Here is a 13,162-nt window from a genome sequence, read left to right as displayed (position 1 = left end):
GCCGGGGCGTTTCCGCTCCGGCCGCTGGCTTGTTCTGGACGCTTAGACGTTGAAGCGGAAGTGCATCACGTCGCCGTCCTTGACGACGTACTCCTTGCCTTCAGCGCGCATCTTGCCGGCTTCCTTGGCGCCGTTTTCGCCGCCCAGCTTGATGAAGTCGTCGAAGGCGATGGTCTCGGCGCGGATGTAGCCCTTCTCGAAGTCGGTGTGGATGACGCCGGCCGCCTGCGGGCCGGTGTCGCCGACATGGATGGTCCAGGCGCGGGCTTCCTTGGGGCCGACCGTGAAATAGGTCTGCAGGTCCAGCAGGGTGTAGGCCTCGCGGATCAGGCGGTTCAGGCCCGGCTCTTCCAAGCCCAGGGTTTCCAGGAACTCGGCGCGTTCCGCCGCGTCCAGCAGGGCGATCTCGCTCTCGATCTGGGCTGAGATGACCACGGCCTTGGCGTTGTCCTTGGCGGCGCGTTCGGCGACCAGATCGCTGTACTTGTTGCCCTTGTCGGCCGAGCCTTCGTCGACATTGCAGACATAGAGGGCCGGCAGCGAGGTCAGCAGCTGCAGCATGTGCCAGGCCTTCTCGTCGTCGGCGTCGATCTTGGCGGCGCGGGCGGGGCGGCCCTCGCGCAGCAGGGCCAGGGCGATATTGGCCAGGCGCAGGGTGTTGGCGCTTTCCTTGTCGGCGCCGACCTTGGCGCGCTTCTCCAGGGCGGGAACGCGCTTTTCCAGGCTTTCCAGGTCGGCCAGCATCAGCTCCATCTCGATGATCTCGAGATCGCTGATCGGGTCGATGCGGCCTTCCACGTGGACGATGTCGCCGTCCTCGAAGCAGCGGGCCACGAAGGCCACGGCGTCGCAGTCGCGGATATTGGCCAGGAACTGGTTGCCCAGGCCTTCGCCCTTGCTCGCGCCGCGCACCAGGCCGGCGATGTCGACGAAGGTGATCCGGGCCGGAATGATCTCCTTGGAGCCCGCCACCTTGGCCAGGGCGTCCAGGCGCGGCTCGGGCACGGCGACTTCGCCGGTGTTGGGCTCGATCGTGCAGAACGGATAGTTGGCGGCCTGGGCCGACGCCGTCTGGGTCAGGGCGTTGAACAGGGTGGACTTGCCGACGTTGGGCAGGCCGACGATGGCGACTTTAAGGGCCATGGAACTCTCGTGGATTTCGTTGGGCGGGCGATTAGCACGGATGGTCGGGAAAGGCGAACCGGACCCCTCTTGCGCGAACTGCAACCAGATCAGATATCAAAGGCGCAAAGGAGCTTCCCATGAGCGTTCGTCCCGTCCTGAAGATCGTGAAGGGCATGCCCGCCTCGGATGGCGACGGCGTGCGGCTGACCCGGATGCTGGGCACGCCCGAGGCCCAGATGTTCGACCCGTTCCTGATGCTGGACTGTTTCGACAACGACCAGGCGTCCGACTACATGGGCGGCTTCCCCGACCATCCGCATCGCGGCTTCGAGACCGTGACCTACATGCTGGAAGGCCGGATGCGGCATAAGGACAACACCGGCCGCGAGGGCGTGATCGGGCCGGGCGGCATCCAATGGATGCGGGCCGGCAAGGGCATCGTCCACTCCGAGATGCCCGAACAGGCCGAAGGCCGGATGCGCGGCTTCCAGCTGTGGGTGAACCTGCCCGCCAGGCTGAAGATGAGCGCGCCCGGCTATAGCGAGTTCGAGAGCGACGCGATCCCGGTCGAGGCCCGCGATCGCGGCGTCACCGTCAAGGTGATCTCGGGCGTCACCGACTCCGGCACGGCCGGCCCGATCGGCGGCGGCGCGGTCGACGCGCTCTATTTCGACGTCGTGCTGCCGGCCGGGACCGTGTTCGAAGAGCCCGTGGGCGACGATCGCAACACCATGCTGGCGGTCTATGAGGGTCAGGTCCGCGTCGTCCACGACACGGTCGACGCGCTGTCGGGCGTCTTCCTGGGCCGCGGCGACACGGTGCGGGTCGAGGCCGTCACCGACGCGCGGGTGCTGCTGCTGGCCGGCCGCCCGATCGAGGAGCCGGTCTTCTGGCACGGCCCGTTCGTGATGAACTCCCGCGAGGAGATCGTGCAGGCGTTCGACGACTTCCAGCGCGGGCGGTTCTAACCCACCGCCGCCGCCGCGAAGTCTCGCCAGCTCTTGGCTTCCTTGCGGAAGTGGGCGTGGGTCTTGGAGAGGCGCTTGTCGATCTCGGCCAACTGCGCGCGGGCCTCGTCCTTGCGGCCCATGGCGGCCAGGAAGACGGCGTAGCGGGCGATGCCTTCGAAGCCCGGATAGTTGTCGGCGGCCCAGCGCAGCGCGGTCTCGGCCTGCTCCTCGCGGCCCAGGGCGTGATAAACGCGGCCGAGCGCCAGCATGATGTGGGCCGTGCGGCCGCCGGTCGGCGTCTCGCCCAGCTTCTCCAGCAGCGGCAGGGCCTCGCTGGGGCGGTTCAGCTCGATCAGGGCGTTGGCGCGGCCCAGCAGCAGCTGCGGGTCGTCGGCGTACAGGCCGGTCAGGCTGTCGGCATAGAGCCGCTCGGCCTCGGCGTGCTTGCCCAACTCGGTGGCGGCGACGGCCAGGCGGACGCGGTTGGCGACCGTGGGGGCGTCATCGACGGCGCGGGCGGCGTCGCGGTACTCGCGTTGCGGATCGATGGCCTTGCGCGCCGCCTGGCCCATCTTCTGGGCGGTGCGGCCGCCGAACCAGGCCGGAGCGATGATGGCGACGAAGTAGACGAGCCCGCCGATCGGCTGGAAGGCCAGGATGATCCACAGCCAGTACATCTGCTGGCCGGTGCGGACCACGTGGACGCACAGGGCGATGGCGATCAGGAGCGACAGGCCGATCAACGGCAGGGGTAGCGAGAACATCGTCAGTCGTCCTTGGCGGGCTTGCGCGGATCGGCCTTGGGCGCGGGGGCCAGGCGCATGACCTCGGCCTGATAGCGCTCGTCGTCGCCCGCGGCGGCGAAGGGCAGGGCGTCGGCGATGGCGTCCAGCATCGGGTCCAGCCACTGGTGCTCGACCTTGTGGAAGTCGCCCAGAACATAGTGCATGACCGCGTCCTTGTGGCCGGGATGGCCCACGCCGATGCGGCCCCGGCGGAAGGCGTCGCCGACCTGGCTGGTCACCGAGCGGATGCCGTTATTGCCGGCCGCGCCGCCGCCGGCCTTCATGCGGAAGCGGCCGGGGGCCATGTCGATCTCGTCGTGGAAGACGATGACGTCGGACGGCGCCAGCTTGAAGAACTTCATGGCCTCGCCCACGGCGCGACCGCTCTCGTTGTAGTAGGTCTTGGGCTTGAGCAGCAGCAGCTTGACCGGGCCGTCGGGCGTGCCGACCTGCCCCTCGCACGCCAGGCCCTGGAAGCGCGCGCGCCACGGGGCGGTCCCCCATTTCCGCGCCAGGGCGTCGACGGCCATGAAGCCGACGTTGTGGCGGTTCTTCTCGTACTTGGACTCGGGATTGCCCAGGCCGGCGAGGATCAGCATCGCTTGGATCTCAAGACTTCAAACGAAAACAGGCGGACCCGAAGGCCCGCCCGTTCCGTAAAACAATTCGGTCGGATGACCGAGAGGCGATTAGCCTTCGGTGGTGTCGCCGGCGTCCGACTGGGCGGCCGACGAAGCCTTCAGGGTCGCGATCACGAAGTCGCGGTCCACGGCCGGCTTCACGCCTTCCGGCAGCTTCACTTCCGAGATGCGGATGGTGTCGCCGATGTCGTGGTTGGTCAGGTCGATGACCAGCTCTTCCGGGATCTTGTCGGCCGGGCAGGCCAGTTCGACGGTGTGACGGATCACTTCCAGCGAGCCGCCCTTCTTCAGGCCGACCGAGGTTTCGTGGTTCTTGAAGTGCACCGGCACTTCGATCTTGATCAGCTGGTGCTCGCTGACGCGGAACAGGTCGAAGTGGACCGGCTCGTCGGTGACCGGGTGGAACTGGATGGCCTTGGCGATGACCGATTGCTTCTCGTCACCGTGTTGCAGGGTGACCAGGTGGCCCAGCAGCTTGCCGGTGTACAGCGACTTGCGGAATTCGTTGACCTTCACGGCGATGCTCACCGGGGCCTTGCCGCCGCCGTACAGGGTGCCGGGGACCTTGCCTTCGCGACGGACAGCGCGGGCCGCGCCGGTGCCGGCGCCTTCACGGACTTCAACGTTCAGAATGATCTCGGACATTGTCATGTCTTTCCAGAGAGCCGGATGCTCTCTTCTGTGACCTAGCGCCTATGGCTGTATTGCCACGCTCGCCAGCGTCGTTTTGGGGTCGCGCTACATACACAAAAGGGCCGGGCGACGCAACGCCCGGCCCTTTCGGAGGGAATGGCGTGGAAGATCAGCTCTTCTTGGCGGCCGACTTCTTGGCCGGAGCCTTCTTGGCCACGGTCTTCTTGACCGGCTCGGCCTTGGGCGGCGGAGGCGGTTCCGGCGGCAGGGTCGCGCCAGAGGCCTTGATCACGCACGCGCCGGTGTCGATCAGGATGTGCTGGCCCAGGCAGAAGATGTCCTCGTAGTGCGGCTTGGACACGGCCAGGCACTGATAGAGGTTCAGCTTGGCCATGTTCAGGCAGTTGGCCGTGGCCCAATCGCCGCTCAGCGCGTCGATCGAGGCCAGGTTGTTGTCGCCGGCCGCGCCCAGGGCGGCCAGGGCGGCCACGGCCAGGCCGCGGATGACCACGGGCTGGTAGGGGGCCGGGGCCGCGCGCGGGATCAGGCCCAGCGACTGGCCACCGGTCGAGGCTTGCTGCAGCACGGCCACGTCGGCGCTCTCGGCCAGGGCCGGGCTGGCCGAGAGGCTCTTGGCCGAGGCCAGGCGACCGTCGCGATCGACGACCGAGCTCTTCGACCAGGTCGACTTCTGCACGTCGTAGGCCGATTGCTTCACGGCCTTGCCGGCCATGTAGACCTTCAGGCCGTCATTGCCGATCGTGTCGATGATCAGGCCCGCGGCGCTGTCGGCGCCCTTGAACACCGCCGCGTAGGACGGGTTGGAGAAGATGTTGTTGATCATCTCCTGGCGCTGGGTCGGGTTGGCGGCGACCTCACGCACCGAGGCGACGAAGGTGGGGTCCTGCAGGGCCAGGACGGCGGCGTAGGCTACCGCGCCGTTCATGAATGACTTGGGCTCGTAGGCCGCGCCCAGCTTCAGCGAGGCCTGGATCTGTTCGCCGTTCTGGAACGTCGGGGACACCGCGCCGGCGCGGGCCATGTAGCCGCGGAAGGCGCTGGCGCGTTCGACGATGCTGGACGACAGGGTGATGGGCGGCGGCGGCGGCGGCGCCTGCACGACGGGCGGCGGCGCGGGCGGCGCGGGGGCGCTACAGGCCGCCATCAAGGCGGCCAGCGCCACGACGGACGTCGTCAGGACGACGCGCGTACGCGAAAAAGAACGCATTTCGAGAATTCCCCATCAAGTCTTGGGGCGCGCATAGCAGCCCGGGTCGGCGAGATTGTGACTTCGCCCCGTTAACCAGACTTTTACAAGCGTGGCCGTGCGCGAGGCGAGTTTAAGCTCGCCCCTCGCCCGCCAGGCTTAATCGAACAGCTTCGAGACCGACTCTTCGTTGGCGATGCGGCGGATGGCCTCGCCGATCAGCGGGGCGCACGAGACGTAGCGGATCTTCGGGCAGGCCTTGGCCGGGTCCGAGGCCTCGATCGAGTCGGTGACGACCAGCTCGGTCAGGACCGAGTTGGCGACGCGGTCCGCCGCCGCGCCCGACAGGACGCCGTGGGTGATGTAGGCGCTGACCGACTTGGCGCCATGGCTCATCAGGGCCTGGGCCGCGTTGCACAGGGTGCCGGCCGAGTCGGCGATGTCGTCGAACAGGATGCAGCGGCGGTCCTTGACGTCGCCGATGATGTTCATGACTTCCGACTGGCCTGGGCCCGAGCGGCGCTTGTCGACGATGGCGAGGTCCGCGTCGTCCAGGCGCTTGGCCAGGGCGCGGGCGCGCACCACGCCGCCGACGTCGGGCGACACGACCATCAGGTCGTCGCCCATGGCGTAGTGGCGGCGGATATCCTCGGCCATCAGGCGCGAGGGCAGCAGGTTGTCGGTCGGGATGTCGAAGAAGCCCTGGATCTGGCCGGCGTGCAGATCCATCGTCAGGACGCGGTCGGCGCCCGAGCGGGTGATCAGGTTGGCGACCAGCTTGGCCGAGATCGGCGTGCGACCGCCGGTCTTACGGTCCTGGCGGGCATAGCCGAAATAGGGCAGCACGGCGGTGATCCGCTTGCCCGACGCGCGCTTGAGGGCGTCGATGCAGATCAGCAGCTCCATTAGGTTGTCGTTGGCCGGATAGCTGGTCGACTGGATGACGAAGACGTCCTCGCCCCGCACGTTCTCGTCGATGGTGACGAACACTTCGAGGTCGGCGAACCGGCGCACCTGGGCGCGGGTCAGCGGCATGTCGAGATATTCCGCGATCGCCTGGGACAGCGGGCGGTTGGAGTTGCCGGACAGCAGCTTCATGGAGATATCTCGGAGTGGGGGGCGGCCGATGCGGGGCCTTCTAGCAGCGATCGCCCCAGGCACAAGTGTTAACGGCGGAACTTTTCCGCTTCCGTATGCGGAGCTTCGCCGGCGTGTCCCCGGCGCCTCACGCTTCCAGGCTGATCGCCGACAGCAGGCGGCCGTAGTCGCCTTCGTTATTCAGGAAGGCGCGGCGGTTGGAAAAGAACCACTCCTCCTCGGCCCGCGTGTCGCGCCCGACCCATTCGCGACGCTCGACGCCGGCGGTCTCCAGCCGGTCCAGCACGAAGGCCGGCAGGTCGAACAAGCGCTTGTCCTCGGCGGCGCCCGGCGTGAAAAAACGGCCCGAGCCAGGGCAGTCGGCCTCGAACCGGTGCAGGAACTCCAGGCCGACCTCGTAGGACTTGGGGCCGATGCACGGGCCGACGACGCCGGTGATGCGGTCGGGCCGGGCGCCCAGCTTGACCATGCGGTCGACGGCGGCCTGGACGACGCCGTCCAGCGCCCCGCGCCAGCCGGCATGGGCGGCGGCCACGATGCGGGCCTCGGGATCGGCCAGCAGTACCGGCGCGCAGTCGGCCGCCATGGCGCCGCAGATGACGCCGGGGGTCTTCGAGACCACCGCGTCGCCTTCCGGCCGCGCATCGCCCCAGGAGCCGTCGGCCGTGATCGCGATGGTCGAGTGAATCTGGTAGCAGACGTTCAGATCCTCGGGCGCGCCGCCGAACCAGCGCGCGATGCGGGCTCGGTTCTCCTCGACGTCGGCCGGCTCGTCCTTGCTGCCGCGCCCCACGTTCAGGCTGTCGTAGATCCCCTTCGAGACCCCGCCCTGGCGCGTGAAGAAAGCGTGCTTGATCCCGGGCAGGCTGCCCAGCAGCGGCGACTGGACGGTGGGCAGGTCGGGCGTCTTGGTCATGTCGCGTCCTCGAAGAGGGGGGGCGAAAGGTCGGGCGCGGTCAGGCACGCGACCTTGAACAGAGCGCCCATCTGCGCCTCTCCGACCAGACGATCAAGCTGTCTTGCGACCTGGTCGGCGCGATCGGGGCGGGCGCTGGCCAAGGCCTGGGCGCGGGCCTCGATCCCCAGGGCCAGCAGGAACTCTCGCTGGCTCAGGATCTGTCCGGCCTTGGCGCCGGTTTCCCGCGCGGCGGCGACGACCGAAGGGAAGTCGGCCCAGACGGTGAGGTCGGCCAAGCCCGCGGTGGTCAGCGGATCGACCTTCTGGTGGTTGCGCACGGCCTGCAGGGTGTCGCCGGCTTCCGGGACGTCGCGGCCGTAGTCGATCAGCAGCGCCGCGCCGCCGTCGACCGCGAGGCGGTGGGCGATGTCCGAGGCGAGGGCGGCCTGGGCGGGGGAGGATTCGAGGATCGCGCCGATGGGAAATCTTCCATCAAGGGGGAAGGGGGATTTGCCTAAGCTTCTGAGCCCGAACGCCAGCTGACCGTCCTCGCCCAATCCGATCACCCGCTCGGCCCAGCCGTCCTTGGCGCGCACGAACTGGCGGGCGGGGAGGCAGTCCAGCAGCTCGTTGGCCACCAGGATCATCGGCGCGCCGGCCGGGACCTCGTCCAGGCGACCGACCCAGCGCGGACCTTCGCCCAGCCGGGCGGCCTGTTTGGCGCGCAGGGGGGCCGACACCTCGACCAGCCATACCTCGGCGGCGGCCAGGAAAGCGGGATCCAGCCGGCCGGCCCGCAGCAGGTCGCTCATCAGCGTGCCGTCGCCGGGACCCAGCTCGACCAGGCGGAACGGCGCGGGCCGGCCCATGCGGGTCCAGGTCTCCAGCACCCACAGGCCGATCAGCTCGCCGAACATCTGGCTGACCAGCGGCGCGGTGATGAAGTCGCCGCCGGCCCCCAGATCGGGGCGCGTGGCGTAATAGCCGTCGCGGGGGTCGTGCAGGCAGCGGGTGAAGAACTCGGGAACGCCGATCGGCCCGTCCTGGGCGATCCGCGCCTTCAGGCGATCAAGCAGGCTCATGCCCGCCTTCGCCTGGACCGGCTTGAACGGGCTCGCGCAGCGCCTTCCACATCAGCCAGCCGCCGACCAGGATCATCGGGGTCGACAGCATCATCCCCATGGTCAGGCCGAACGGGAAGTCGGGCATGCCGACATCCGGATTGCGCACATTCTCCAGCGACAGGCGGAACAGGCCGTAGGCGATCAGGAAGGTCGCCACGATCGCCCCGCGCCGCTGCAGCCACTTCAGGCGATAGACGGCGAAGGCCAGGATCAGGAACAGCACCACGCCCTCGAGGCCCGCCTCATAGAGCTGGCTGGGATGGCGCGGATAGGAGCCGGCCGGACAGATATGCTGCGGGTGAGCGGCCTTGATGGTCTCGTTGCAGAAGATGATGCCGAACGGCCCGTCGGTCGGCCGGCCCCACAGCTCGCCGTTGATGAAGTTGGCGACGCGGCCGAAGAACAGGCCGATCGGCGCCACCGGCGCGATCAGGTCGCCCAGCTTCAGCATGTCGATCTTCTGCTGGCGGGCGAACAGCGCGATCGCCGCGCAGACGCCCAGGAAGCCGCCGTGGAAGGACATGCCGCCCTCCCAGATCTTGAACAGGTCCAGCGGGTGCGCGAACAGCCAGATCCGCTGGTCCTCGTTCATCAGCATGTAGAACAGGATGTAGCCCAGCCGCCCGCCCAGGATGATGCCCAGGGTGATCCAAAGCACCAGATCGTCGATCTGCAATGGCGTGGCGGTCGGCGTGCGGCCGCCCCACAGGCGCTCGGTCCGCGTCATCCGGACGGCGAAGCGCCAGCCCAGCAGGATGCCCGCCACATAGGCCAGGGCGTACCAGCGCAGGGCCAGCGGACCCCACTGCAGGGCCCAGGGCCCGATGTGCACGATGGGGTCGATGTTCGGGAAGATCACGAGCGGCTCCGTGCGGGACAGATCGTCGCACTCCTATCGCCTTCGGGCTTCGCTTTCATCCCTTGTTTCCCATATAAGAGCTGTCGCCCGCTCTTCGGGCCACTCGGAACCGCGATGCACAGCCAGAACCCCTTCCTCGACGAATTCGCCAAGCTGACCCAGGCGGCCATGGGCATCGCCCAGACGGCTGGCGAGGAAGCCAAGACCGCCATGCGGGCTCAGGCGGATCGTCTGGCGGCCGAGTTCGACCTGATCCGTCGCGATGATTTCGAGGCGCTCAAGGCCGAGGTCGCCGCCCTTCGCGAAGAGGTCGCGGCGCTTAAAGGGGCCAAGAAAGCCCCCGCTAAAAGCGCCGCTGGAAAAACCGCGAGTTCAGGCGAATAGGCGACTCGTCGCTCGCTCACGGCGTGAAGCGAGTTGAGACGAACGTCACGAAGCAGATTAGTGTCCCCTGGCACGTAAGCGATTCATGGCGGGGGCTCCCCCCGCCGTCGCCGGCGGGGACGTAGGTTTTTCATGGACACCCAACCGGAAGACGACGACGTCCTGATGGCGCTTGATCCCCTCGAGGTGGTCGAACACGTGCTGTCGGCCGAGAACCTGACCTTTGATCGCACCGAAGACGGCGACCTGGCGTTCGCGCTGAAGGGCGACTGGAAGGACTACGAGCTGTGGTTCGCCTGGCGTCCGGAAGCCGACTGCCTGCAGCTGTGCCTGTCGCTGGACATGCGCGCGCCGAAGTCCAAGCGCGCCAACGCCTACGAGCTGCTGGCGCTGATCAATCAGCGCGTCTGGCTTGGCCACTTCGAGGTTTGGACCGAGGACGGCGAGGTCGTGTTCCGCCACGCCCTGGCCCTGCCGGCCGGCGAGCGCCCGACCATGGCCCAGGCCGCCTCGATGATCGACGCGGCGGTGGAAGCCGCCGATCGCTTCTTCCCGGCCTTCGAATTCCTGCTCCAGGGCGCCAAGACCCCGGACGAGGCCATGGCCGCCTGCATGTTCGAGACGGTGGGCCAGGCTTGATTTAGGCTGGACTTCTCTTCTCCCCTTGCGGGAGAAGGTGGTCTGCGAAGCAGGTCGGATGAGGGGTTGCCTCGCGGCCGCGAGGGAGACCCGCCATGACCCCCATTCTCCTGCTCGGCGCGGGCCGTATGGGCGGCGCCTTGATCCAAGGCTGGAGCGCGGCTGGCGCGTTCGCCGCCGCCGACCTGATCGTCCGTGATCCGAACGTCGACCCCGCCGCCTTCCAAGACGCGCTCGTCAATCCACCGCTGGAAGCCCTGAGCGCCGCCAAGACCGTGCTGCTGGCCGTGAAGCCGCAGATCTGGCGCGAGGCGGTCAAGGATGTCGTCCCGCGCCTGGCCCCCGACGCGGTCATCGTCTCGATCGCCGCCGGGGTGCGCGCGGCGGACATCTCCGAAGTCTTCGGCGGCAGGCGCGTGGCGCGGGTGATGCCGACCACCGCCGTCGCCATCGGCCAGGGAACGGCCTCGATCTTCGCCGAGGATCACGACGCCCGGGCCGTCGCCCATGCCCTGTTCGCGCCGGTCGCGACCGTGGTCGACCTGCCCAGCGAGGATCTGCTGCACGCGGCCACCGCCGTGTCGGGCTCGGCGCCGGCCTATCTCTACGCCTTCATCGAGGCGCTCGAAGCCGCCGGCGCCGCCCAGGGGCTGGACGCGGCCGACAGCGCCAGGCTGGCCCGCGCCACGATCATCGGCGCCGCCGCCCTGATGGAGAAGGGCGGCGAGGAGCCGGCCGAGCTACGCAAGCAGGTGACCTCGCCGGGCGGCACGACGGCCGCCGCGCTGGCGGTGCTGATGGGCGAGGGCGGCTTTGGCGATCTGCTCCCGAAGGCGCTGGACGCCGCCGTGGCGCGCTCGAAGGAACTTGGGGGCTAAGCGTCTTGCTCTCGTCGCTTTCCGCCGCCATGTGACTCCCATGACCGACGTCCCAATCTCCGCTGACGACGACATCCTCGACCGCGCCGCCGCGGCGGCCCTCGCCCTGGCCGCCGACAGGCCTTGGCCGGCCATCGCCCTGCGCGACATCGCCGTGAAGGCCGAGGTTCCGTTCGCCGAACTCTACGGCCTGGCCGACAGCAAGCATGCGGTGCTGGCCCATCTCTCGGCCCGCTTCGACCGCGCGGCGCTGGGCGTCGACTATGCCGAGAGCGCCGACGTCCACGATCGTCTGTTCGACGCCGCCATGGCCCGGCTGGAAGCCATGGAGCCCCACCGCGCCGCGTTGATCGCCATCGCCAAGGCCGAGGGCGTCCTCGTCTCGGCGACCCGCTTCCCCCGCATCGCCCGCGCCGTGCTGGAAGCCGCCGGGATCGAGGCCACCGCCCCGCGCCTGGCCGCCATGACCGCCGTCTGGGCCCGCGTCGTCCAGGTCTGGCGCGACGACGAGGGCGCGCTGAACCGCACCATGGCCGAGCTGGACAAGCGCCTGAAGCAGATGGCCGACCGGCTCTCGAAGATCGGGGCGGGGTTCTAGCCTGGAAGCCGGATCGACGCCCTCAAGCCGCCCATCATCGAGCGCGACAGCACCAGATCCCCGCCCAGGCCGCGCGCCATGTCCCGCGCGATAGCTAGGCCTAGGCCGACGCCCTTCTCGTTCTGGTTCCGGCTTTCGTCCAGTCGCGAGAACGGCTTGAAGGCCTCCTCGTAGCGGTCCTCGGGGATGCCCGGACCGTCGTCGTCGACCGTCACCTCGACACCGCCCGTCAGGCGGGCCGTGGCCGTCACCTTCACCCGGTCGGCGTGGGCGACGCCGTTGTCGATCAGGTTGGCCAGGGCTCGGCGGAAGGCCAGAGGCCGCAGGCGCGCCTCCAGGTCGCGGGTGATCTCGGTCTCGACCATCGCCCCGCCGCGTTCGGCGTCGGCGACCACGCCCTCGACCAGCTCCGACAGGCTTATTTCCTGAACCGCCTCCCCGCCCTCGCCGCGGGCGAAGGCCAGGTACTCGTCGATCATGTGCTCCATTTCGGAGAGGTCGCCCTTCATGGCCTCGAGCTGTTCGCTGGGCTCGGACATGGCCATTTCCAGCTTCAGGCGGGTCAGCGGCGTGCGCAGGTCGTGGCTGACGCTGGCCAGCAAGGCCGTGCGCTGCTCGATGTGGCGGACGATGCGCGCCTTCATGGCCAGGAAGGCCTGGGCGGCCTGGCGGACCTCGCGCGCGCCATGCGGCTTGAAGTCGTGGTCCTCGCCCCGGCCGAAGGCGTCGGCGGCGTCGGCCAGGCGCTCGATGGCCCGCACCTGGTTGCGGATGAACAGGATCGCCACCGCCGTCAGCAGCATGGTCGCCACCACCATCCACAGGATGAAGATGTGGCCCTGGGTGGCGTATGCCCGGTCGCGCAGGGCGTAGATCTGCAGCACCCCGTCCTTCACCTGCACGCGGATGTCGATATAGGCGGTGTACCGGGTGGTATCGAACCAGAACGGATTTTCGAGCCGGTCGTCGAGGGCCCTGTCCAGCGAGCGATCCAGGGCCGCGAACAGCGAGGGCCGGTGGCCGGTCGGCAGCTTGCGGCCCTTCTGGAAGGCGATCGACAGCGACATCGAGTCCTCGGCGCGCTTGGCCAGCTTGTCGACGGCGGCGGGGCTGGGGTCGTCCTCGTAGGACTGCACGGCCCAGGCGATATCGCCGGCCAGGCCTTCCGACAGCTTGCTGGTCACCGACTGCCAGTGCGCGTCGAAGAAGGCCCAGGTCACCGCGATCTGCATCACCGCCACCGGCAGAATGATGATCAGCAGGCTGCGCCCGAACAGGCTGGTCGGCAGCCAGCGCTTGATGAACAGCGGGATGTAGAGCTTGGTCCTGAGACGCATCAGGGG

At 68.6% G+C, this 13,162-nt stretch carries 15 protein-coding genes; 5 read left to right on the top strand and 10 right to left on the bottom strand.

Annotated elements, in window-relative coordinates; all coding sequences use genetic code 11:
* Positions 1-42: 42 nt before the first annotated feature.
* Positions 43-1,143, bottom strand: a complete 1,101-nt coding sequence (gene ychF / locus ACW175_RS21445; protein ID WP_492101955.1) for a redox-regulated ATPase YchF — start codon at positions 1,141-1,143, stop codon at positions 43-45.
* A gap of 119 nt (positions 1,144-1,262) precedes the next feature.
* Between ychF and ACW175_RS21440 the strand changes: the two genes are divergently transcribed.
* A complete protein-coding gene (locus ACW175_RS21440) occupies positions 1,263-2,093 on the top strand; it encodes a pirin family protein (protein WP_492101954.1) in 831 nt (276 codons plus the stop codon).
* Here ACW175_RS21440 and ACW175_RS21435 read toward each other — a convergent pair.
* The 8 genes from ACW175_RS21435 to lgt form a co-directional block, all read right to left on the bottom strand.
* Positions 2,090-2,839: a tetratricopeptide repeat protein gene (locus ACW175_RS21435; protein ID WP_492101953.1), complete on the bottom strand. Its 750-nt coding sequence runs from the start codon at positions 2,837-2,839 to the stop codon at positions 2,090-2,092. The genes ACW175_RS21440 and ACW175_RS21435 overlap by 4 nt on opposite strands.
* Before the next feature lie 2 nt (positions 2,840-2,841).
* On the bottom strand, positions 2,842-3,459 hold the full coding sequence (gene pth / locus ACW175_RS21430) for an aminoacyl-tRNA hydrolase (RefSeq protein ID WP_492101952.1): 618 nt from the start codon (positions 3,457-3,459) through the stop codon (positions 2,842-2,844).
* A 90-nt stretch (positions 3,460-3,549) separates the two neighbouring features.
* On the bottom strand, positions 3,550-4,146 hold the full coding sequence (locus ACW175_RS21425; RefSeq protein ID WP_099581476.1) for a 50S ribosomal protein L25/general stress protein Ctc: 597 nt from the start codon (positions 4,144-4,146) through the stop codon (positions 3,550-3,552).
* A 157-nt stretch (positions 4,147-4,303) separates the two neighbouring features.
* Positions 4,304-5,362, bottom strand: a complete 1,059-nt coding sequence (locus ACW175_RS21420) for a hypothetical protein (protein ID WP_492101951.1) — start codon at positions 5,360-5,362, stop codon at positions 4,304-4,306.
* A 138-nt stretch (positions 5,363-5,500) separates the two neighbouring features.
* Complete coding sequence (locus tag ACW175_RS21415; protein ID WP_492101950.1) at positions 5,501-6,439, bottom strand: ribose-phosphate pyrophosphokinase; 939 nt, start codon at positions 6,437-6,439, stop codon at positions 5,501-5,503.
* 127 nt (positions 6,440-6,566) lie between these two features.
* Positions 6,567-7,355 (bottom strand): peptidoglycan editing factor PgeF, encoded by a 789-nt coding sequence (pgeF, locus tag ACW175_RS21410; RefSeq protein ID WP_492101949.1) that lies wholly within the window; start codon positions 7,353-7,355, stop codon positions 6,567-6,569.
* The gene (locus tag ACW175_RS21405) at positions 7,352-8,419 is read right to left on the bottom strand and encodes a class I SAM-dependent methyltransferase (RefSeq protein WP_492101948.1); all 1,068 of its coding nucleotides are present in this window, start codon (positions 8,417-8,419) and stop codon (positions 7,352-7,354) included. Before ACW175_RS21405 ends, pgeF begins: the two co-directional genes overlap by 4 nt.
* Positions 8,406-9,320 carry a prolipoprotein diacylglyceryl transferase gene (gene lgt, locus ACW175_RS21400; protein WP_492101947.1) on the bottom strand — a complete coding sequence of 305 codons (915 nt, stop codon included), beginning with the start codon at positions 9,318-9,320 and terminating at the stop codon, positions 8,406-8,408. Before lgt ends, ACW175_RS21405 begins: the two co-directional genes overlap by 14 nt.
* 114 nt (positions 9,321-9,434) lie before the next feature.
* Here lgt and ACW175_RS21395 point away from each other — a divergent pair, with 114 nt between their 5' ends.
* From ACW175_RS21395 to ACW175_RS21380, 4 genes are all read left to right on the top strand, one after another.
* Positions 9,435-9,704, top strand: a complete 270-nt coding sequence (locus tag ACW175_RS21395) for an accessory factor UbiK family protein (protein WP_492101946.1) — start codon at positions 9,435-9,437, stop codon at positions 9,702-9,704.
* Positions 9,705-9,836: 132 nt separating this feature from the next.
* Positions 9,837-10,343 carry a type III secretion system chaperone family protein gene (locus ACW175_RS21390; protein WP_492101945.1) on the top strand — a complete coding sequence of 169 codons (507 nt, stop codon included), beginning with the start codon at positions 9,837-9,839 and terminating at the stop codon, positions 10,341-10,343.
* Between the two features lie 95 nt (positions 10,344-10,438).
* Positions 10,439-11,221, top strand: a complete 783-nt coding sequence (proC, locus tag ACW175_RS21385; RefSeq protein WP_492101944.1) for a pyrroline-5-carboxylate reductase — start codon at positions 10,439-10,441, stop codon at positions 11,219-11,221.
* A 40-nt stretch (positions 11,222-11,261) separates the two neighbouring features.
* Entirely contained in the window at positions 11,262-11,819 is a 558-nt protein-coding gene (locus ACW175_RS21380; protein WP_492101943.1) for a TetR family transcriptional regulator, read from the top strand.
* On the opposite strand, the gene ACW175_RS21375 is transcribed toward ACW175_RS21380, so the two are convergent.
* Positions 11,816-13,156: an ATP-binding protein gene (locus ACW175_RS21375; RefSeq protein ID WP_492101942.1), complete on the bottom strand. Its 1,341-nt coding sequence runs from the start codon at positions 13,154-13,156 to the stop codon at positions 11,816-11,818. The genes ACW175_RS21380 and ACW175_RS21375 overlap by 4 nt on opposite strands.
* Positions 13,157-13,162: the final 6 nt, after the last annotated feature.

This window comes from Caulobacter sp. FV1ye6ST, from assembly GCF_058681225.1.
The sequence above is the reverse complement of the archived record's forward strand: the minus strand, read 5'-3'. Positions and strand labels throughout refer to the sequence as shown.